Here is a 19635-nt window from a genome sequence, read left to right on the forward strand (position 1 = left end):
CGTTTGCCATACAGATGCACATTACTCTTGCGCTTGCAGCCGTTATGGTTGGTGCGCTGCAACTGATTCTGCCGAAAGGAACGCCAATGCATCGACTGGCAGGACGCGTCTGGGTACTCTTCTTGGTGGTTGTTGCTTTAACGTCGTTCTTTATTCACAAGCTTCAGGTCTGGGGAATGTGGAGCCCGATTCACGGGCTGTCGATATTCACTTTAATCATGCTCTGGGTCGGGGTTCGGGCAGCACGGGCGGGCAATTACAGGGCTCATGCGATCACCATGTCAGCGACTTACTTTTTCGCACTGGTATTGACCGGCGCCCTCACCCTGCTCCCCGGCCGAATGATGCATGAAATGGTTTTCGGTTGAGAAGCCTGAGATCAGAAGGCCAAGTGACGGACATCCTTGCAGCAAAGCCATTGTCCCGTCAGTATCCCGGGACTTCGCCATGGATCAAAAAAGATGCCGAATGAACTCAATGCATCCTGTGCAGAGAGGCAGCTGCTAAGACTCGGGGTTTTCCTCGCTCCACCAGCTGGTGGTGTTTGATCAGTCTGTCTCTGGAGCCATTTCTTTTGCCAGAACGGCAAAAGTGGTTCCCATAATCCCTGCGCCTGCAATCACCACGTTCATTGTATGATTCGGGTATACGCTGGTTGATTTTTGCAGGATCAGAGCTCGGCAAGATCCCGGCCCCGCCGCACACGGACAATGTCCGCCATGATCGCCAGGGCGATTTCCGACGGTGTTTTGCTGCCAAGGTTGAGGCCGATCGGCATATGAATACGCGCAATCTCCGCCGCGCTGAGCCCCCCAGAGGCACGCAGACGTTCCGATCTGGCCTCGGATGTCCGCACCGACCCCATAACGCCGATATAACTGGCAGGGGTCTTGACGGCAGCCATCATGGCCAGGTCGTCAATGCGGGGATCGTGGGTAACCGCAATCACCGCAGTGGAGGAGGTACAGACGCCCTCAGAGGCGATGAACAACGATGGCAGCAGGGACCTGAATTCCACCCCTGCCGGCAGACTGATATTCCGGGTCACTTCTTCTCTGGGATCGCAGAGCACCACCTGATAGCCGAGATTGATAGCGAAACTGGCACAGGCCTCCGCGACCGTCGAATACCCTGCCAGAACAAGCCTGGCGACGGGACCAACGCGGATGCGGATCTGCTCGGAGCCGTGCTCGCGGATCACCCGTGACCCGTTTGGTTCAGCCTCGTCCAGCCAGTTCTTGCCATCGGTCAGCCGGACACAACGGGTGAGCGCTTTCTCCCCCGACAAGGCGTTCCTGATCTGCTCAAGGTGTTCCAGGTTTTCCGGGCTGAACGGCATCCGCTCCACCAGCACTTCCAGAATACCGCCGCAAGGCAGGTGGATGCGGGCGTTTCCAGCCCCTTCACCCGGGGAGCCGTAGCGCACGATGACGGTCGGCAGGTCATATTCACCGGTCACAAGGCGGTCAAGGAAGTCCTCTTCAACACACCCCCCCGAGAGTGAACCCAGGTGCTCCCCATCGGCGCAAGCAACCATCAATGAGCCCGGTTCCCTGGGTGATGAGCCAAAGGTGGACAGAACGGTGCACATCCACACCGTTCTGTGGTTTTTCATCCATTCGATGGCCTGCTCGACCACCCGATAATCCAGACTCTGCATTACTATCAGCTCAACTGGTTGCCAACTGGTTGGCCACAGGGAGACGCCGGATGCGCTTTCCGGTAGCGGCATGGATCGCATTGCACAGCGCCGGCGCAACCGGCGGCAGGCCGGGTTCACCGACTCCCCCCATGGCGTCATCCGGGTTGTTGATCAGATGCACCCGCACCACTTTCGGGGCGTTGGCCATGCGCGGGAGGTGATAGCTGTCAAAATTATCCTGCTGGGCAACGCCGTTTCTGAAAGTCACCTCGTTTTGCAGTGCGATGCCGATGCCCATGACAATGGAACCTTCCATCTGCGACCGGATTCGCTCCGGATTGGCCTGGGGCCCGCAGTCAAAGGCAATGTCCGCCCGGTGAATGGTCAATTCGCCCTGATCGTCCACTTCAACATCAAAAACGACGGCGGTATAGGACACAAAGCTGTGATGGAAAGCAAGGCCCAGGCCCCGGCCGCTGGCGGTTTCCCGGCCCCACCCGGCTTCTGCGGTTGCCGTCTCGATCACCCTGCGCATTCTGCCCACGTCAATCGGGTACATGTCCGGGTCTTCGCCATAGTTCCAGCCATCGCCGACGGTCAGATTATGAACCTCCCGGTCTGGCCCCAGCAGATCCAGCACATAGTCCCGGTGGTCCTTGCCGGCGGCCTCGGCCATTTCGTGAGCAAAGCTCTGTATGGCCCAGGCATGGGGCAGATTGTAGACCGAGCGGAACCAGCCGATACGGACATGGGCGGGTGCCGGCGGGTTTTCCAGACGGATTGCGGGAATACTGAAAGGCATGGTATTGAATCCCATGCCCAGCTCGAATTCAGCCTTGTGTTTCGGGTCCGGAGCAAACAGCGATGCGATGCTCGGAGACAGGGTCCGGTGACGCCAACTGGTCGCCTTACCATCATCGTCAAGGCCAGCCTCCAGATGATCGACAGAGACGGCGTGGAAGTAAGCATGCTGGATATCGTCTTCCCGGCTCCACTGCAGTTTTATTGGCTGGCCCTCGAATTCCCTGGCCAGTCGCGCGGCCTCGATCACGAAATCCGGTTTTGATTTGCGCCCGAAGCCGCCACCAAGCAGAGTCTGGTGAACGGTCACATTCTTGACGTCCAGTTCCAGCATTCCCGCCACGCCCTCACGGGTTGCCCTCGGGTTCTGGACCGGCGCCCAGGCCTCGGCCTTACCGTCCCTGACCCTGACCACGGCCGCCGGTGGCTCCATGGGCGCCTGTGCCATATGGGGCATATAGTAAGTTGCTGACACACGCTTGTCGGCGTCCTTGAGAGCAGCCTCGACATCGCCGGACTGGCGGATGACCTTGCCGGGCGATTGCGCTGCTTTTTCCAGGGATTTGCGGTAGCTCTCTGAGGTGTAATCCGCATTGTCTCCGGCAGCGCCCAGGTCCCATTCAATCTTCAGGGCCCTGCGGCCTTCCATTGCTGCCCAGGTATTGGAAGCGACCACGGCAACACCACCCAGCGGGGTGAACGCCGCAGGCTGACTGGCGCTGTCGATACGAATGACCTTCTTGACGCCGGTAACCTTGAGCGCAGCCTTGTCATCAACACTTTTCACTTTGGCACCGTATACCGGCGGACGGGCTACCACGGCATAGAGCATGTCCTCCAGCTCTACGTCGGCGCCAAAAACAGCCTTGCCGGTAACAATATCCTCACCATCAATGGCTTTGGGGTGGGCAGACTTCAGCTCACCGTTAATCAGGCCGGATTCCCTGCCAATGAAACGCAGCTCAGCGTCGGATTTCAGCACCAGGGCATTCCGGGCGGGGACCTCCAGCTCGCTGGCTGCTTTGGCCAGTTCGCCAAAACCGAGTTCACGGCCGGTGCCGGTATGCACCACCTTGTGGACCCCGGCGCGGACTTCATGCACCGGGACATCCCACTGGTTGGCTGCGGCCTGCTCCAGCATGAGCCTGGCAGCCGCCGCTGCACGGCGCATGGGTTGATACCAGTGACGCATACTGCGGGAGCCATCGGTGTTCTGGTTGCCGTATCTGTCCTGGTCCGCGTCGGCCTGCTGTACCCGGACCTGACCCCAGTCTGCGCCCAGCTCATCGGCCGCGACCATGACCAGACTGGTGCGGATACCCTGGCCCATTTCCGCACGGTTGTTCACGATAGTGACCAGCCCATCGGAATCGATGTGAATAAACACGTTGGGGTTATCCACCCAGCCACCCGGCATGGCGCCAGCACCGAACTGAGCCTGTTCATTGGCAAGCCCGATATCCCAGCGGGCTGCAAGCAACAGTGCTGAGGTCCCGGCCAGCCCTTTCAGAAGGCCGCGACGGCTGACGTTGGCAAGCATCAGTTTATCGTCTGACTGGCTCATGAGCTGGCCTCCCTGTCGCTGGCAAGTTCAATGGCCGCCAGGATGCGGTTATAGGTGCCACAACGGCAGATATTGCCCGTCATGGCATCGACGATTTCCTGGGTTTCAGGTTCCGGCGTCCTCTTCAGCAAGGCGGTCGCGGTCATGATCTGACCACCCTGGCAATAACCGCACTGGGCAACCCCCAGGTCCAGCCACGCCTGCTGGACTTTCCGGCCAACCGCATCCTCGGCCATGGCCTCGATGGTGGTGACCTCACCTTTTACGTCAGCGACCGGAGTCACACAGGAGCGCGTGGCCACGCCGTCCAGATGAACGGTACAGGCACCACACTGGGCAATACCGCACCCGAATTTGGTGCCTTTCATTCCGATAACATCCCTCAGTGCCCAAAGCAGAGGCATATTGTCCGGAACGTCCAGCTCGTGCTGTTTACCGTTTATTGTCAGGTTAATCATTGGTTCCTCCCGGGAAATCAGGTCGGCAAATATCTGAGGCACAGATTGAGACTTTAAGCCTAGTCGTCATAACGGCCTGCGACCAGGTCCGGCGTTGCGTCTCTGGCCATGCAATGAATAATTTCTGTGATCTGGAATTGTTACTGGAATTCCGGAGGCAGCTCCGAATCTTCCGGCACCCGAAGTTCGAAACCGGATTTCAGAATGCTGACTTCACCGGGCTCCAGATTGCGTGTCCAGGAAAGTACCCCCTTGATATCCTGGGCATTCCGCTTCACAGGCTCGGTAATTTCCAGTTCTTTGATCGTGAGGTCATCCTGCCGGGAAACCGGAATCCGGTCAAAGACACGAATCGTAACCGCCTGCGGATGATTGTTGGTGATTTCATATCGGTTGATGCGACGAACGTACTTTTCGCCGTTGAAAATACCCTGCTCGCCTTTCTGATTCTGCTCATTTACCCGGTCGGCAATCACCCGGTCATTGACACCAAAACCCATGGCAATCTCGCTGTTGGCGGATACACCTTCAAGGCGGGAGCGGCCAACCGACTGGCCATCGCGATAAAGCGTTACCGGGCCGGGCGGTAGTGAAATGTCGCTATCAAAAGCGCCTGTTGCATGAATGAAGCCGTCGAGGTTCATGGCCGGAAAGAAACGGGTCTCGACTGCTACCTCGGTCTCATGGCTGGCAACGGCAATGAACTGGTCGGCATTGCCGCTGGCAAGCGTTACCGGTGTTGCTAGCCGATAACTCTGGGTGAAGGCGCCATCAGTTTCAACACGGGGGGCCTGAGGCTTACTCAAAGCCTCGGATCTGGCCATATTCAGGGATGCACCACCACGGGCGTTGTCTGAATGGTATCTGGGCTCCACTCCGGGAGCCACTAACCAGGGATAAAGCGGTGGGATGTCAGTACCGGACCTGGAACTGGCCGTGGAAAGCCGCAACTGTACATCGCTCCAGTCAGTTCCCGTGGTCTGGCGAATCAGGGCAAGATGCTCAAGTACAAGCGTGCCGTCAGTTCCGGTCTCCGCCGTCTTCAGCCGGGCGTTGTAATGACTGCGCCAGTTGGCGTCACGGGTCTGGAACTGCAGCCGCACCGTTGCCTGTCCCGCGCCCCCGGCCCGATAGGAAAGGCTGACACTTCTGGTTGCCCGGGCGTCCTGTTGCATGGCAGCCAGTTCACGCCTGAGCCGGTCCCGCTCCGCCACATCATCCACCATAGCCTGGCGGATGTCGCGAATGCGGGTGAGGGCCAGTTGAGTCGTTTCCTGCACGGTGGTGGCAAGCTGGGCCAGTTCCGGCGCGGTGATTTCTTTCGGGGTCCCGGCCACTTCGGCCATCAATCTCACCTGCTGGTTCCAGGCCTGTATCTGGTCTTCCCGGGTGCCGATTCTATGCTCCAGTTCCTGCAGCGCCTTGCGCAGCTTGCGGGAGGCTTCGGCCACAACTTCTGCCTGCTCCACCTGCCGGATCTGCACACGCTGGGTCAGTACTCCTGGCACCCCCTGTATTTCCGCCATCAGAGTGTCATCCTGCATCGAGACCGGCAGGCCGGTTACCGTGACCACCCCGCTTCCGCGCTCGAGCGACACCTTCTCTTCCCACACCAGCTGGGCGTGGGACGGAAACAGGGTCACTTCAGTAACCCCGGCGCGGACACTGCAAGCCAGGCTGAGAAACAGCAACATCAAAGGCCACTTCATGGGAGACTCCTCTGGAATGGCGAAAACCGTCGATTAGCGAGTCATTATCGACCGGGATTCACTGAATACACCAGCCCCGGACTGAAGCTCCCGTAATTTACGTTCAGATGCACCCCAGGATTGCTTTTCTGCGCCTGCTTTATTGGTCATTGCCCGGCATGAAATTCCGCCGGGAAATACCTGTCAAGGGGCCGGGCATGGAGCCGCCAGGCTGTTTAGACAAACTTCCAGAAAGGTGTCCTGAGCCGCTGCTCAACAATCTCCGGCGGATAACCCACATCTTTAAGCAGTCTTGCTTCTTTATGCAGCACCAGGTTGATAAAATCCCGCTTTTTGCGCCAGCCATGGTAAACAGATACTACTCTTTTCATTGCATTCTTCCTTTTCAGACTCCGAAACTCCGGGCTTGCCGGTGATCAATTTATGTAGTTTACTATTTTATGGAAACTGGCCCGTTACCCCCATACCCGGAAACACCTACGAAGTTATACTTATCACACCATCCCGGGCTGCTCAGGGTGCCGGGGACTTTGACAAACCGCTAATAGATGGTGGCGGTTCCGCCGGTATAGGATGGTCCCATACCGAAACCGAAATGATTCTCAGATTTAAAGGAACTCTGCATGCCCTATGCGCGAATTGCCGGGACTGGCTCCTACCTTCCTGACAATGTCATGACCAACCGGGAGCTGGAGGCACTTGTTGATACCAGCGACGAATGGATCAGGGAACGCACAGGTATCGAGCAGCGCCATATTGCCGTTGCCGGCGAGACTACGGTAGATCTTGCTGAGCAGGCCTCTCTCCGGGCGATTGAAGCGGCCGGCATCAAGGCTACAGACATCGACCTGATCGTGTTCGCCACCTCCACACCGGACAAGATCTTCCCCAGTTCCGCCTGCATCCTGCAGGCGCGCCTGGGCATTCATGGCTGCCCTGCTTTCGATATCCAGGCGGTGTGCAGTGGATTCATCTATGCCCTGTCGGTCGCCGATAAATTCGTCAAGACAGGCTCCAGCAAGAAAGTACTGGTTGTCGGGGCGGAACTGTTCTCACGCATTCTCGACTGGGAAGACCGGGGCACCTGCGTGTTGTTCGGTGACGGAGCCGGTGCAGTGGTTCTCGAAACCAGTGAAGAGACCGGCATTCTTTCAACCCATATTCATGCCGACGGTGAGTATGAAAACCTGCTGCACGTTCCCTATGGCATTGGCGACGGGTTTGACCAGGTCCGTGCCGGCAGGGCACATGTCATGATGAAGGGCAACGAGGTCTTCCGGGTTGCCGTGAGCACTCTGGGCAGGATCGTTGATGAAACCCTTGAGGCCAACCAGATGCAGAAATCCGATGTCGACTGGCTGGTGCCCCATCAGGCCAACCTGCGGATTATTACCGCCACTGCGCGCAAGCTGAAAATGTCCATGGACCGGGTGGTTGTGACCGTTAACAAGCACGGCAACACCTCCGCTGCCTCCATCCCCCTCGCTCTGGACGTGGCCGTGCGGGATGGCCGCATCAAGCGTAATGAAGTACTTCTGCTGGAGGCTTTTGGCGGTGGCTTTACCTGGGGGTCGGCCCTGATCAGATACTGAGTCCTGCTGAACGCCTGCCTATGAGTCACTGCAGCAATCACACAACCCCCTCAGTTCTGATAATCGGCACCGGCTTCGGTGGCCTTTGCATGGCCATCCAGTTGAAAAAGGCGGGGTTTGATAATTTCACACTGCTGGAAAAAGCATCAGGGGTGGGCGGCACCTGGCGCGACAACACCTACCCCGGCGCGGCCTGCGATGTCCAGTCTCACTTGTATTCGTTTTCTTTTGAGCCCAGGCACGACTGGTCCCGGAAGTTTGGCCTGCAGCCGGAAATTCTTGCCTACCTGGAGCAATGCGCCGAAAAGTACGGCCTGAACGAACACATTCGTTTCAACGAGGAAGTCCGGACGGCCCGTTTTGATGAATCCACCAATCAATGGCGGGTAGAAACCCGGAACAGGGGTATCTATCTCGCTGACGTTGTTATAACGGCAACCGGCCAGCTCAGTCAGCCGGCATGGCCTGACATCCATGGCCTCGACTCTTTTCAGGGCAGACTTTTCCATTCCGCCCGCTGGGATCATGATTACCCGCTTGAAGGCAGGAATGTGGCGGTTATCGGCACCGGCGCCAGCGCTATTCAGTTCGTACCGGAGATTGTCGCCAGGGTAAAGTCCCTCACCCTGTTCCAGCGCTCGGCGGCGTGGGTGTTACCCAAACCTGATCGTCGTTTCCGAAAGTGGGAACAGACCCTTTTCCAGAAGTTGCCGTTGTGGGACAGGATTTACCGGTGGCTGATCTACTGGAAAAACGAGAGCCGTGCCCTGGCCTTTACCCGCTTCAGCGGCCTGCTGGATATTTTTGCCTGGCAGGCCAGGCGATTTGCCCGCAGCGAGGTCAGTAACCCCCGGAAGCGTCGCGACCTGATTCCCGACTACCAGATTGGCTGCAAGCGTATTCTGATTTCTAACGATTGGTATGAGGCGGTGGATCAGAAGCACGTCAACCTCGTCACTGAGGAAATAGATCGTGTAGTCCCCGAGGGAGTTATCACCGCCGACGGAACCTTCTACAGGGCAGATGCGCTGATCCTCGGGACAGGTTTTGCAGCGTCTGAATTTCTCTCCCCGATGACGATTGTCGGGCGCGGCGGGCAGTCGCTGAACGAAGCCTGGACCAACGGGTCGGAAGCCTACAAGGGAATTACAGTCTCGGGTTTTCCCAACTTCTTCATGATTTTCGGGCCGAATACCAACCTTGCTCACAACAGCATCGTGTTCATGATTGAAGCCCAGGTCCGGTATGTCATGAGCTGTATCCGCAGGCTGCAGGCACAACCGGGCATTGCAATGGATGTAAAACCCCAGCGGCTGGAGCAGTTTTCATCCCAGCTTCAAGAGCGCCTTGCCGGCAGTGTGTGGCAGTCCGGCTGTCAGTCCTGGTACCAGGACAAAAACGGCAGGAACACCACTAACTGGCCGGGTTTTACCTTCACTTACCGGCGGGAAACGCTCACTGCCGATGCTGACGATTTCGATTTTTTCTACGCCAAATCGGCCACCGATGCTGACCTCTCATCCACCCGAAATACTGTCAAAAATGGCGGCTAGCACCGCCAGGGCAACTACCCACCCGACCACCGCAGGCCAGAAACTGGTATCCGATGGCCGGGAATCTTCCCTGGTGGTCTGTTCGGGTGCGGCATGTGCCTGCTCCGGCGCCTGCTGTTCAGGAGAGTGGAGACCGGCGTCCTGGGCATCCTGAAGTTCCTGCCAGCCAAACCAGTCACCCAGAAAGGCGACAACCGGAACCGGGAAAGCACCATTTTCGGCCATCGGGCGGATCTGCGGCTCCAGCTCTGCGGCAATGGCTGACCGTATATGGGACTGATCCGCGGGCGGTTCGGTCAGAATCGCCCGCCAGATTCCCTCATCGGCCGCGCGGCGGGAATCGTTCAGCAATGCCCTGACCTGAATAGCCACTTCCCGCACCACCTGCTGATCCTGAGCTGACAGGCTGACCTCTGCCCGGGAACGGCTGACGGCCGGCCGGGCAGCTTCTGCCGGTTCACCACTTGCTTCGCGATAAGCCTGCTGGAGACGGTCCAGATCCTCTCCGTCGGCAAACTTTTTCTGCTGTTCATAGGCCTGGTCTATGGCCGCCCGATCCCTGGTTGGGTCAATTCCCAGTATTTCCCAACAATTCATAGTGTTTGTGTCCAACAGTAGAATGTTTTCCGTAATTCCGAGAGACAAATCAGACTGATTTCCCTAGGATAGAGCTGTTTATTTCGTAAAAAATTCTATTACCTGGCGCAGTATAAATCGAGACCCATGCCTGTTACGAACCGGAAATTTCATGTTTTTCGGAAACCACGGCCTTCCCGCCGTGCCTTCCTCCTGTCGGTGACGCTCCTCCCACTGATATCGACCGGTTCGCAGGGGCAGGAGCTGACAGATCAGCAACACTCCGGCATGCCATCTGATTCCAGCCTGATGTCCGGTGACTACCCTCTTCAACAGGCCCTCCCTGAGGTCCTGACAACCACTCGTCTGCGTCAGCCGAAATCGCGGGTACCGGGAACAACCTCGATTATAACGGGGGATCTGATCCGGGACCTGGGCATCATGAATCTGGTTGAGGTCTTCCGGTTAGTGCCCGGTATGACAGTAAATTATGTGGGTAGCAACATACCCGTCACCAGTTATCACGGCACCGTTCATTACGAGCAGCGCCGTATACAGGTGCAGGTCGATGGCCGCACAGCCTATCGGGCGAATCTCTCACAGGTCGAATGGAACACCATGCCGGTGCCGCTGGAACTGATCGAACGAATCGAGGTCAGCCGCGGTCCTAACAGTGCGGCCTACGGCATCAATGCGTTTCTCGCAACCATCAATATTATAACCCGGGCACCCGAGGACACCGCGGGAGTGGAATTGCGCGCTGTATCCGGTTCACGGGGATATGGCCGGGTTTTTGGTTCTGTGGGCGGTGGCGATACCGACAACGCCTGGCGTCTGGCCTATGAAAAGCGCAAATCTGACGGATTTGATGAGCAGGTCGACTTCGACGCGGGCGATGCGATAAAACCTTTCAATAATGGCTATGATATCAACACATTCATTTACGACAGCACCCTGACGTTCAACCCGACCTACAACCTTGATCTGCGGGCGGGCGTGGTGGACGGTATTGACGAGAATGACAACATCAAGTTCGGAAAACAGGGGATCGGTGAGCACCCGAATGCAATCGTCGATGATTATTACCTTCAGTCCAGGCTGAACGTTTCGACGTCGGACCGCCACTTCTTCCACCTTCAGGCCAGCTTTCAGAATTACAAGCGTCGCCAGAGATGGACGACCTGCATCAAAAATGAGGACTTTATCGATATCCTCAATGGTAACGACGTCACCCTGCAACCGTGTTCTGCCAACGAAGTGAACCCGCCGCTTCTCGCCGACCTGAATGATGATATTGAAGAATCGCGCCTGGAATTTGAAATCCAGGACACCCTGTTATTCAGCCCCGACCTGAAACTGGTCACCGGCCTTGGCCACCGCAAGGACACCTATCGCTCCGAGACTTTTTTCAGTGGCCGCGGGAATAACTATCAGTCCCGTGTTTTCGGGAACCTTGAGTACTCGCCTCTCCGCTGGTTGACGCTCAACGCCGGTGGCAACTGGGAAAAAACCACCACAACAGATGAGAGCTATTTCTCTCCCAGGGTCGCGGCCAATTTTATCCTCAATGAAAACCACGCTCTGCGCTTTGTGTTTTCCCAGGCCGTCCGGACCCCCGATGCATTCGAGCAGGATCCTGACTGGTCCTACCGGGCGACAAACGTTGCACCCCCCTTCGAGGCTGTTGAGGGTCAGCTATTCCGGGTTGAGGACCTGGTTAATTCTGCCAACTCCACTTATGGAAAAAGACTTCAAGAAGAGCGCATAACTTCCCGTGAAATAAGCTATTTTGGTCAGTATTACCTGGACAGCAGCACCTTCTCTCTGGAAGCCCGTTATTTCAACGATAAACTCAGGGATATGATCAGCGGGGTAATCTCGATCAACGAATGGACGATCGATAACAATGTTGCGCTGGACCAGGAGGGCTTTGAACTGGAAGCCTCGCTGGAGTTTCCCGGCACCAGATTACGGGTCAGCTACGCCTACCTCGACCAGGACAGCAGGTATACTGGCGAAGACAACCGGCCCGGAATCGACAAACAGTTCCGGCTGGATCTTCTGGGGCGGCTTTCGGTCGAGCATTCCGGGAGCGTGGCGTGGATTCAGCAATTGCCCTATAACCTGACTGCAGCTACTACTTTTTACTGGGCAGATGAGTTCCGTTTTGCGCCATTCGAGAGGGCGGATTTCCGGCTGGCAAAACGTGTATTCGCCCATGGTTACGGTTACGAACTGGCGTTGACAATGCAACACTACGTCACCGCCGAACCGACCCTGAGCCCTGACAACAGAATCAATGACCATAACCAGTTTTTCATTGAAGCTGGAGTCCGTTTCTGAAAACAACTCAAGGAAGAAGCACCACCCCGGACGGTATGAAAGCGACCAGGAACAACAGCCATCGGCAACATCGCCTGCCATCAGGGCTCAGAGTCATCCGCTTTTTCCTCACCCTGGCGGGTGCGCTGGGCTGTCTGCTGTTTGCTGCCACTGCCCAGGCAAACCCTGTCAGTCCTGCAGCTTCGCTCGTTTATATAGCAGAGTCTGAAAATCAGCGTCTTAACTGGCGCCTCAGGGAACTGCTGGCGGCAGCGTTGGGTGAGTCGGTCATGATCCGGTCATTTGTCCCCGGGCAGACGTCTCTGGACAGCGAATCCCCGGTTATAGCGATCGGTCCGACCGCTTTCTCCCGGATAAGGGAGGAAAACAGAGAGGTTCCGGTTCTCGGAGTACTGGTTGAAGAAGCCTATGTGACTCAGCGTGACCAGCAGACCACTGACAACGTCTCCGCTGTCTTGTCCACGCCACTGCTGATTCGCCAGGCAGCCATCGGCAAGGCAATACTGCCTTACTCCAGCAGGGTTGCAATGCTGGCGCGGCCAGCCACAGAGCATCTTTACAGCTCGATTCTGGACAATCTTGAAGCTCTTGGCATGGAGGGCCGGGTTTTTCTGGTGCCCGCGGATGACCGCCTTATTCCGACCCTGATCCGGGCCCTCAGTTACGGCGATTTTATCCTTGCAGCACCAGACTCCACCATCTACAACCCGAGGACGATCAAGCATATCCTGCTTACCGCCTACCGGCGCAACCGTATTATCATCGGCCCGAGCCAGGCTTATGTGAAAGCGGGGGCCCTTGCGTCGTCGTTCACGCCACTCAGTGAGGTAGCAGAAATGGCCGCTGACTACGTCCGGCAGTTCTGGCAATACGACGAATTTCCGGCTCCGGCACACCCCGCAGAGTTCGGCATCGAGATCAACCGGCAGGTCGGCAAGTCCCTGAATATCCCGCTGCCGGAGCGAGAGAAGCTGATCGAGACCGTTACCCGAAGTCTTAACCGTATCGAGGCGCCGAGCGATGAATAAACCCTCGAGCCGCCAGGCCTCCCTTACCCGGAAACTTCTGCTCCTCGGCGCTGCACCGGCCATTGTGATGTTCGTCGTGCTGATGGCTTTTTTTACCTCGGCACGGCTTGACGATGCCCGCAAAGAGATTGCTGCAAGCAGCCAGATGCTCGCCGACAGCCTTGCCCCGGCGGTTGAGTACGCAGTGGTTTCCGGGAATGAAAAAGCGCTTGAACAGACGCTCACGCAGTCGCTCCAGCGCAGCCGGGCAGACTGGATCCGGGTAACCGATGTGGCAGGCCGGCAAATGGGCTTTGCCGGCACCGATCGCCAGTCGGCGAGCGGTGACCAGACAGATTACACCGTTTTCGAATCCGAAATCCTGCAGCAGCCGCTTCAACTGGACGACAATCGCGAATCTGAATGGTTTGAGCCCCAGTATGGCTTTGGCGCCGGCGCGATGAGAGTCGGTTCGGTGGAAGTGGGTGTTGATAACGCGCTGTTCGCACAAAGGCGTGCCGATATCATCTGGACGTCTCTGGCGGTCGGCTTTTTTCTTCTACTGTTCACCATGGTGATCGTCAATCACATACTCGGCGGTATTATTGCCCCGATTCGTGCCCTTTCCAGGCGGGTTGAGCGGCTGACTGACCGCCAGTATGATCAGGTGCCTGTCAGCCAGAAGGGTTCAGCCCGGGAAATCACCGAGCTGGAGGAGCGCTTCAATTCGCTGGCCGCCCATCTAAGCGATCTGCAGGCCGCCCGGGATGAGGTACTGGCCTCCTCCGAGCGTGCCCGTGAACGTGCCGAACAGGCAAACCGCACCAAAACCGAGTTTCTTGCCACCATGAGCCACGAGCTTCGCACTCCCCTGAACGGGGTGCTTGGCATGATTGAGCTGGTCAATGAGGACCCTCTCAGCAGTCGCCAGCAGGATTACCTGACAACCGCAAAGCAATCCAGCGAAGACCTGTTGATGGTTATCAATAATATTCTCGACTATTCAGAGATTGACCGCGGCACTCTCCAGCTCGAGAATCGCCGGTTTGATCTGCGTAAGCTCATCTCCAACTGCGTTGCCAGTTTCCGGCACGCTGCCAGAAAACAGGGGCTGTCGCTGGAGCTGAAATTTGTCGGTGAGTGGCCTGAATCGTCCCTGGTGATCGGTGATTCCGCGAGATTTCGGCAGGTTCTGTCGGGACTGGTCGACAATGCCATTAAATTTACCGGTGATGGTTATATCGAAATCAACGCCAGTTGGTTAAGCCTCGAAGATGACTGTGTGGTGCTGGACTGCGCGGTTATTGATTCCGGCTGTGGTATCCCGGCTGAACGGATCGAAGATATGTTCAATTCATTCGAACAACTGGATGCCTCGGATACGCGCCGGTTTGGCGGCACCGGCATGGGTCTGTCCCTGGTGCAGCGGCTGGTTGAACTGATGGGGGGCCATGTAAAGGTTGAGACCGATGTTGGCAAAGGATCCGCATTCCGGTTTGAACTGCCATTCGAGCTGACCAGCCACAAGACTGGTAATGCGGCCGACCGGAGCGTCACGCCAGATCATGGACATTTGCAATCAAGGGCGCTGGTTGTCGAGGACAATCCGGTCAATCAGCGGGTCGCAATCGCCCTGCTCAAGCGGCTCGGTTTTGCCACGGATTCCGCCGTAAACGGCCAGGAAGCTATAGAGTTTGTGCAGACAAATCATAGCGGTTACGACGTAATTTTAATGGATTGTCAGATGCCCGTTATGGATGGTTATGAAACCACGCGATATATCCGGCAATGGGAGAAGAATACTGGCAGTGGTGGCGCACCCATTATTGCCCTGACCGCAGACGGGCTACCGGGTACAGAAACCCTTTGCCGCGAAGCGGGCATGAACGATTACATGTCCAAGCCCGTCAGAAAGGAAAACCTGCGGCAGGTTCTCAGCCGCTGGATGCAGGTCTGATGCGCTCATGTGCGTTCCTTTGCACTGTCATGAAGGAGGCGAAACGGGTTCCCGCATGGTCACAAACTCTTCCGCCGAGGTCGGGTGTATGCCCACCGTGCTGTCAAACTGTGCCTTGGTGGCGCCTGCCTTGATCGCAATGGCCAGACCCTGGGTAATTTCCCCGGCATCAGGACCCACCATATGCGCCCCCAACACCCGGTCAGACCGGTCATCCACCACCAGTTTCATAAGTGCCCTTTCATCCCGCCCACTGAGCGTATGCTTCATTGGTTTGAATTCCGAGCGGTAAATACGCAGCCGGTGCCCGGCTTTCCGGGCTTCCTCTTCAGTAAGCCCGACGGTACCGATGTTCGGCTGGCAGAATACCGCAGTCGGGATGCTGTTGTAGTCCATTTCGCCCTGACCGTCGCCAAACAGACGGCGGGAAAGCACCGTACCCTGCCCGAGCGCAACCGGCGTGAGCTGGGATGTGCCGATTACATCACCAATTGCGGTAATGGCAGGTACCGAGGTCTGGAAATGCCGGTCGGTCGAGATGTGGCCTGATTCGGTCATATCAATACCGAGTGACTCCAGCCCGAGACCATCAACAAGGGCACGACGACCGGTTGCCGCCATCACCAGGCCGGTGACAATTCGGCTGCCGTCAGACACCTGAACATGGTACCCGGTATCCACATTCTCTACGGACTCGATACTGGCGTTGAACCGCAGATTCACGCCCCGCTTTTGCATCTCTTCAGCCATGAACCGGCGAATGTCCCCGTCGAAGCCTCGCAGGAACAGGTCGCCACGATACAGAAGGGTGGTTTCGACACCCAGTCCTGCCAGAATGCCGGCAAATTCCACAGCAATATAACCACCACCCCAGACGACTGCCTGCCTGGGCAACTGGGGCAGATAGAACATCTCGTTTGACGACAGGATATATTCCTTCCCGGGCACATCCGGGATCACTGGCCAGCTGCCGGTGGCCACGGTGATGTGTCCTGTCGAATAATGCTGGTCTCCCACCACGACAGTGCCGGCATCGGCCAGGGTGGCGTTGCCTTCGATAATGGTGACGCCGGCATTCTCGAGCATTCGGCGGTAAATCCCGTTCAGCCTCTCTATTTCGGCATTCTTGTTCGCAACCAGCCGGGCCCAGTCAAACCGGACCTGTTCCTTTGGGAGACTCCAGCCATAGCCTTCAGCGTCCTCAATATCCTCACCGGCGTGGGAACCATAGACAAACAGCTTTTTAGGTACACAACCGACATTAACGCAGGTACCTCCCAGATATCTTGATTCAACGACAGCCACTCTCGCCCCTTTCTCGGCTGACATTCTGGCCAGCCTTACGCCGCCGGAGCCGGCACCAATCACGATCAGATCAAATTCTTGCTGGTCAGACACGTTCTCTCCTAAATCTGCTATTCGGCGGATATCGGTTCCGCACCGGTTGGCCGGATTTCGCGAAAAAGAATATGGTCTTCCAAATCACCTATCAGGACAGTGCCGATACTTCTGAAACCCTCGGATTCGTAGAATGGCAGATATTGGTTATTGGCTGTATCCAGAACCAGACCAGTCCCACGGGGGTTATCCGCACACAGGGTCTCCACGGTTTTCAGAAGCATACGACCATAACCCCTACCCTGATAGGCCGGACTTACACCCATCAATGGAAGCTGGTGAGCCTGCTCCTGAGGCAGCAGGGCGGCGATACGCTCATGATAGTCAATATAGCGACGCGTGCTGGCAAAACCCGCTGTCAACATCATCCGCAAGCGCCAGCTTATCTGGTTAGTCAGGTTCAGCCGCAACTCCGGTTCCCCGATAAATGCGACCGCGACCAGCGTATCGTCCGCCAGAATACCAATCGCCTCCTGATTCAGTTCAAAGTAAAGGTCAATCAGTTCCCGGATCGTTGCCCTCACCCGCTGTCGATACCCGGGTTTGCGGTGGTTGAAAAGATACTGATACGTCGGCTCGTCTCGATAGGCCTTAACCAGAACGGCAATTGCCTCGTTCCGCGCGCTAACGTCAAGGCGCACAATTGTTGAACTCATTTGCTGTCTCTTTCTTTCAAATGGACAGGGTCAGTCGAACAGACACCAGTCCGGGTTCATCTTGTCTGTCCATGGAAGCCTGCTCGATTTCCACGCCATTATCGGTATTCAGCATCTCCAGCCAGCTTGCGACCTGACCAAAGGGCACTTTTTCCAGCCAAACCCGAATGGCGTCATCGCCACTCGGCTCAAAGCGCTGCAGAGTCAGTCCCGCCTCCCCCGCAGTCCGGGTAACCAGTGCCATCAGGGCGCGCCCGTCTGCCGGTCGGTTAACACTGGCAGATGACCGGGCCGAACTCCCGCCGGAAAGCCTTTGAATGGAGGCACGGTTTGCCTCCATCCAGGCCAGCAATTCCATAGCGTTTTCCCGACTGTCAAGGGCCCTGTCGTGATAAGACACCGCCGGTCTCCAGATCGCAAAATACAGCAGGCCGAGAATAACCGCGATGCCCAGAACCATCAGGGCCTGCTGATCACGCCGGGGCAACTGGTCGTATCGGGCAGTCAGCCTGCCCACGGCGGGAAATGCCTTGAGAAAGTTGATCATGGTCACCCCCCTGACACGGTCAAACGGCCACGAGCGCCGCTGGACTCATTCACAACCGAGCCGATTTGTGCTTCCAGTCCCCTGCCCGCGAGCCCGTTGCGCAGTGCACTCAGTTTGCTATAACTGTCGGCCCTGACATCGACCACCAGTTCGCCCCGGTTCTGGCTGTAGTTCACCGAGTTCAATACGATGGAATCGGCCCCGGAGAGCTTCGAATATTCGCTGCCGGTGTATTTCATCAGGGCAATGAACCCGGCATCGGTACCCCCCGCCTGAAGTTGGTTGAGTTGCCCCTGAACAACCCGGCGAACGTTTCCGGCATGGGTCCGGCTGTCGTTGGGGAAGGCGTTGCGGTAAATCTGCATTGCCTGGGCCCGGACCTGATCTGCCCTCTGCTCGTGGTAGTAGCCAAAGCCAATTTCCAATGCAACCTGAATGACAAACCAGACACTGGCCACCGCTATAAGTGGCTTCCAGGCACCCAGCAGCCCGGATTTTTCATTGCGGAGGGAATACGGTCCCTGGCACAGGTTAATGGGCTGACACAAATGATGGTGGTGGGCATGAGCCATCAGGTCCAGTGGCATCAGATCCAGAGTCTGCTCTTTTACCTTCAGCCGGGACGAACTCTTGATGGCTCCGATATCCGCCTGCAGAAGTTCGAATTCGGAAGCGGTTGCAAACAGCGTAACGGGAACCTCTGCCACCACATCTTCCGACGGCGGCGCCGCAAGCGTCTGGGCAAACATGGCCAGATTGCGGGACTGAACACCCAGCCATTCGCCCTGATCGCTGGCCAGCATCACTTTGTCGCCCTCAATGCAGATTGACCATCCGCCCTCGGTTACTGGAAGCAGCGCGGCATCAGGATAGATGGCTTCCAGCCGGACGTGATGCCAATCGCTGAACAGGCTGACCCAGCTGCCCATCTGCCGGTGATCAATGGCGGCAACCCGGTAACCCCGGTCCGAGTGTTGACCGATCGCCAGATGGACAGAGTCTATATCCTGCGCAATCTGCTCTTCCACCGCATAGGGCAATGCCTGCTGGATAAAGCGGGACTGCTTTGCCGGGATGTCGGCCAGACAGAACAGGGCTTCCTCCGCCGGAATCAGACCGATCAGCCGCACGCCGTCAAGATCATTGCGGGCGAGTGTCTGTTCGATCATGTCCTGAGTGTCGCCACCACCATGAGCCTGACTGTCGCCGCTGGCATCCAGCAGCACCCAGTTATAGAGCTGGGCAGCCGGTTCCGAATCCGACCCGGGAAAGGGCGGTAAAGGCCTGACGTAAAGACGATATGACATACTGAAACTCTGCCTTTGATCCTATTCCGGAACGCTGACCGGTTCCTTGGTGATTCGGTTTTTCTGACCTGTATCCCTGGCCAGGGTCTGGACCTCGCCCTCGGGACCACGGTAGACAGCGCTGACAAGATTCACCACCCGGTTATCGTAGGTAATTCGCGATATTACTTCAAAAAACCGGGTATTGACTCCCAGGCCGCTCGCCTTCAGGCCCAGGCCTGCAAATTCCGGAAGCGCCAGGAAATCCTGCACGGTACTGAACGGTTCCTCGGTTCTTTTCTCAACCACCGCACTGGCCTGCGCCAGTGTAAGTTCATTATGCAGGGAAGCAATAACCTCGGCGGTCGCTGTATTCACATTTATGCCGGCCCCCGACACCGGCACAGCAGTCACATGAGGCAACAAGGCACGATAGGCTTCCTCCGTCATGCCCTCAATCAACCTGAGCTCGGAAACGCTGGTAAAAAACTGATTGGCCGCGCGGTAGGCCGGTTCAGCCACCAGATACTGACCATCCTCGGCGCC

General features: G+C 57.1%; 17 protein-coding genes. 6 read left to right on the forward strand and 11 right to left on the reverse strand.

Translation table 11 applies throughout. From position 1 onward, the window contains the following. A partial coding sequence (locus VJ956_RS07890; RefSeq protein WP_324083571.1) for a DUF2306 domain-containing protein occupies nucleotides 1–368 on the forward strand: 368 nt, incomplete at its 5' end. Nucleotides 369–670: 302 nt separating this feature from the next. Here VJ956_RS07890 and VJ956_RS07895 read toward each other — a convergent pair. The 5 genes from VJ956_RS07895 to VJ956_RS07915 all read right to left on the reverse strand — a co-directional run bounded on the left by VJ956_RS07895 (nucleotide 671) and on the right by VJ956_RS07915 (nucleotide 6545). Next, nucleotides 671–1660 (reverse strand): XdhC family protein, encoded by a 990-nt coding sequence (locus VJ956_RS07895; RefSeq protein WP_324083573.1) that lies wholly within the window; start codon nucleotides 1658–1660, stop codon nucleotides 671–673. Nucleotides 1661–1670: 10 nt separating this feature from the next. Further along, nucleotides 1671–4007 carry a xanthine dehydrogenase family protein molybdopterin-binding subunit gene (locus VJ956_RS07900; RefSeq protein WP_324083575.1) on the reverse strand — a complete coding sequence of 779 codons (2337 nt, stop codon included), beginning with the start codon at nucleotides 4005–4007 and terminating at the stop codon, nucleotides 1671–1673. Next, entirely contained in the window at nucleotides 4004–4465 is a 462-nt protein-coding gene (locus VJ956_RS07905) for a (2Fe-2S)-binding protein (RefSeq protein ID WP_324083577.1), read from the reverse strand. The genes VJ956_RS07900 and VJ956_RS07905 overlap by 4 nt, the downstream gene beginning before the upstream one ends. Before the next feature lie 140 nt (nucleotides 4466–4605). Then, nucleotides 4606–6174, reverse strand: a complete 1569-nt coding sequence (locus VJ956_RS07910) for a mucoidy inhibitor MuiA family protein (RefSeq protein WP_324083579.1) — start codon at nucleotides 6172–6174, stop codon at nucleotides 4606–4608. Between the two features lie 215 nt (nucleotides 6175–6389). Further along, nucleotides 6390–6545: a hypothetical protein gene (locus VJ956_RS07915; RefSeq protein WP_324083582.1), complete on the reverse strand. Its 156-nt coding sequence runs from the start codon at nucleotides 6543–6545 to the stop codon at nucleotides 6390–6392. Nucleotides 6546–6797: 252 nt separating this feature from the next. Here VJ956_RS07915 and VJ956_RS07920 point away from each other — a divergent pair, with 252 nt between their 5' ends. Both VJ956_RS07920 and VJ956_RS07925 read left to right on the forward strand, forming a co-directional pair. After that, the gene (locus VJ956_RS07920; RefSeq protein WP_324083584.1) at nucleotides 6798–7766 is read left to right on the forward strand and encodes a beta-ketoacyl-ACP synthase III; all 969 of its coding nucleotides are present in this window, start codon (nucleotides 6798–6800) and stop codon (nucleotides 7764–7766) included. Between the two features lie 20 nt (nucleotides 7767–7786). Continuing rightward, entirely contained in the window at nucleotides 7787–9319 is a 1533-nt protein-coding gene (locus tag VJ956_RS07925) for an NAD(P)/FAD-dependent oxidoreductase (protein WP_324083588.1), read from the forward strand. Here the strand turns inward: VJ956_RS07925 and VJ956_RS07930 are convergent. Next, nucleotides 9284–9916: a J domain-containing protein gene (locus VJ956_RS07930; RefSeq protein WP_324083590.1), complete on the reverse strand. Its 633-nt coding sequence runs from the start codon at nucleotides 9914–9916 to the stop codon at nucleotides 9284–9286. The two genes, VJ956_RS07925 and VJ956_RS07930, sit on opposite strands and share 36 nt — an antisense overlap. 267 nt (nucleotides 9917–10183) lie before the next feature. On the opposite strand from VJ956_RS07930, the gene VJ956_RS07935 reads away from it, so the two are divergent. From VJ956_RS07935 to VJ956_RS07945, 3 genes are read left to right on the forward strand one after another with little or no spacing between them, the layout of a single operon-like run. Continuing rightward, nucleotides 10184–12238, forward strand: a complete 2055-nt coding sequence (locus VJ956_RS07935; protein WP_324083592.1) for a TonB-dependent receptor plug domain-containing protein — start codon at nucleotides 10184–10186, stop codon at nucleotides 12236–12238. Between the two features lie 35 nt (nucleotides 12239–12273). Beyond that, entirely contained in the window at nucleotides 12274–13266 is a 993-nt protein-coding gene (locus tag VJ956_RS07940; RefSeq protein ID WP_324083594.1) for an ABC transporter substrate-binding protein, read from the forward strand. Next, on the forward strand, nucleotides 13259–15202 hold the full coding sequence (locus VJ956_RS07945) for a HAMP domain-containing hybrid sensor histidine kinase/response regulator (protein WP_324083596.1): 1944 nt from the start codon (nucleotides 13259–13261) through the stop codon (nucleotides 15200–15202). Before VJ956_RS07940 ends, VJ956_RS07945 begins: the two co-directional genes overlap by 8 nt. Before the next feature lie 27 nt (nucleotides 15203–15229). Here VJ956_RS07945 and gorA read toward each other — a convergent pair whose 3' ends face one another. The 5 genes from gorA to gspK all read right to left on the reverse strand — a co-directional run. Next, the gene (gorA, locus tag VJ956_RS07950) at nucleotides 15230–16600 is read right to left on the reverse strand and encodes a glutathione-disulfide reductase (protein WP_324083598.1); all 1371 of its coding nucleotides are present in this window, start codon (nucleotides 16598–16600) and stop codon (nucleotides 15230–15232) included. A 17-nt stretch (nucleotides 16601–16617) separates the two neighbouring features. Next, nucleotides 16618–17256 (reverse strand): GNAT family N-acetyltransferase, encoded by a 639-nt coding sequence (locus tag VJ956_RS07955; RefSeq protein ID WP_324083601.1) that lies wholly within the window; start codon nucleotides 17254–17256, stop codon nucleotides 16618–16620. Nucleotides 17257–17272: 16 nt separating this feature from the next. After that, nucleotides 17273–17803, reverse strand: coding sequence for a type II secretion system protein M (locus tag VJ956_RS07960; RefSeq protein WP_324083603.1), 531 nt, complete (start codon nucleotides 17801–17803; stop codon nucleotides 17273–17275). Between the two features lie 2 nt (nucleotides 17804–17805). Further along, complete coding sequence (gspL, locus tag VJ956_RS07965) at nucleotides 17806–19110, reverse strand: type II secretion system protein GspL (RefSeq protein WP_324083605.1); 1305 nt, start codon at nucleotides 19108–19110, stop codon at nucleotides 17806–17808. Between the two features lie 21 nt (nucleotides 19111–19131). Further along, on the reverse strand, nucleotides 19132–19635 hold a 504-nt coding region (gspK, locus tag VJ956_RS07970), incomplete at its 5' end, for a type II secretion system minor pseudopilin GspK (RefSeq protein ID WP_324083607.1).

This window comes from Marinobacter sp. (genome assembly GCF_035268745.1).
In the GTDB taxonomy this organism is placed as follows: domain Bacteria; phylum Pseudomonadota; class Gammaproteobacteria; order Pseudomonadales; family Oleiphilaceae; genus Marinobacter.

Excerpts from the sequence above, each read along its gene's own strand:
- VJ956_RS07930 (WP_324083590.1), bottom strand. The coding sequence starts at position 9,916 with ATGAATTGTTGGGAAATACTGGGAATTGACCCAACCAGGGATCGGGCG.
- VJ956_RS07905 (WP_324083577.1), bottom strand. The coding sequence starts at position 4,465 with ATGATTAACCTGACAATAAACGGTAAACAGCACGAGCTGGACGTTCCG.
- VJ956_RS07935 (WP_324083592.1), top strand. The coding sequence starts at position 10,184 with ATGCCATCTGATTCCAGCCTGATGTCCGGTGACTACCCTCTTCAACAG.
- VJ956_RS07900 (WP_324083575.1), bottom strand. The coding sequence starts at position 4,007 with ATGAGCCAGTCAGACGATAAACTGATGCTTGCCAACGTCAGCCGTCGC.
- VJ956_RS07910 (WP_324083579.1), bottom strand. The coding sequence starts at position 6,174 with ATGAAGTGGCCTTTGATGTTGCTGTTTCTCAGCCTGGCTTGCAGTGTC.
- VJ956_RS07920 (WP_324083584.1), top strand. The coding sequence starts at position 6,798 with ATGCCCTATGCGCGAATTGCCGGGACTGGCTCCTACCTTCCTGACAAT.
- VJ956_RS07960 (WP_324083603.1), bottom strand. The coding sequence starts at position 17,803 with ATGATCAACTTTCTCAAGGCATTTCCCGCCGTGGGCAGGCTGACTGCC.
- gspL (WP_324083605.1), bottom strand. The coding sequence starts at position 19,110 with ATGTCATATCGTCTTTACGTCAGGCCTTTACCGCCCTTTCCCGGGTCG.
- VJ956_RS07925 (WP_324083588.1), top strand. The coding sequence starts at position 7,787 with ATGAGTCACTGCAGCAATCACACAACCCCCTCAGTTCTGATAATCGGC.
- VJ956_RS07895 (WP_324083573.1), bottom strand. The coding sequence starts at position 1,660 with ATGCAGAGTCTGGATTATCGGGTGGTCGAGCAGGCCATCGAATGGATG.
- VJ956_RS07955 (WP_324083601.1), bottom strand. The coding sequence starts at position 17,256 with ATGAGTTCAACAATTGTGCGCCTTGACGTTAGCGCGCGGAACGAGGCA.
- VJ956_RS07945 (WP_324083596.1), top strand. The coding sequence starts at position 13,259 with ATGAATAAACCCTCGAGCCGCCAGGCCTCCCTTACCCGGAAACTTCTG.
- VJ956_RS07940 (WP_324083594.1), top strand. The coding sequence starts at position 12,274 with ATGAAAGCGACCAGGAACAACAGCCATCGGCAACATCGCCTGCCATCA.
- VJ956_RS07915 (WP_324083582.1), bottom strand. The coding sequence starts at position 6,545 with ATGAAAAGAGTAGTATCTGTTTACCATGGCTGGCGCAAAAAGCGGGAT.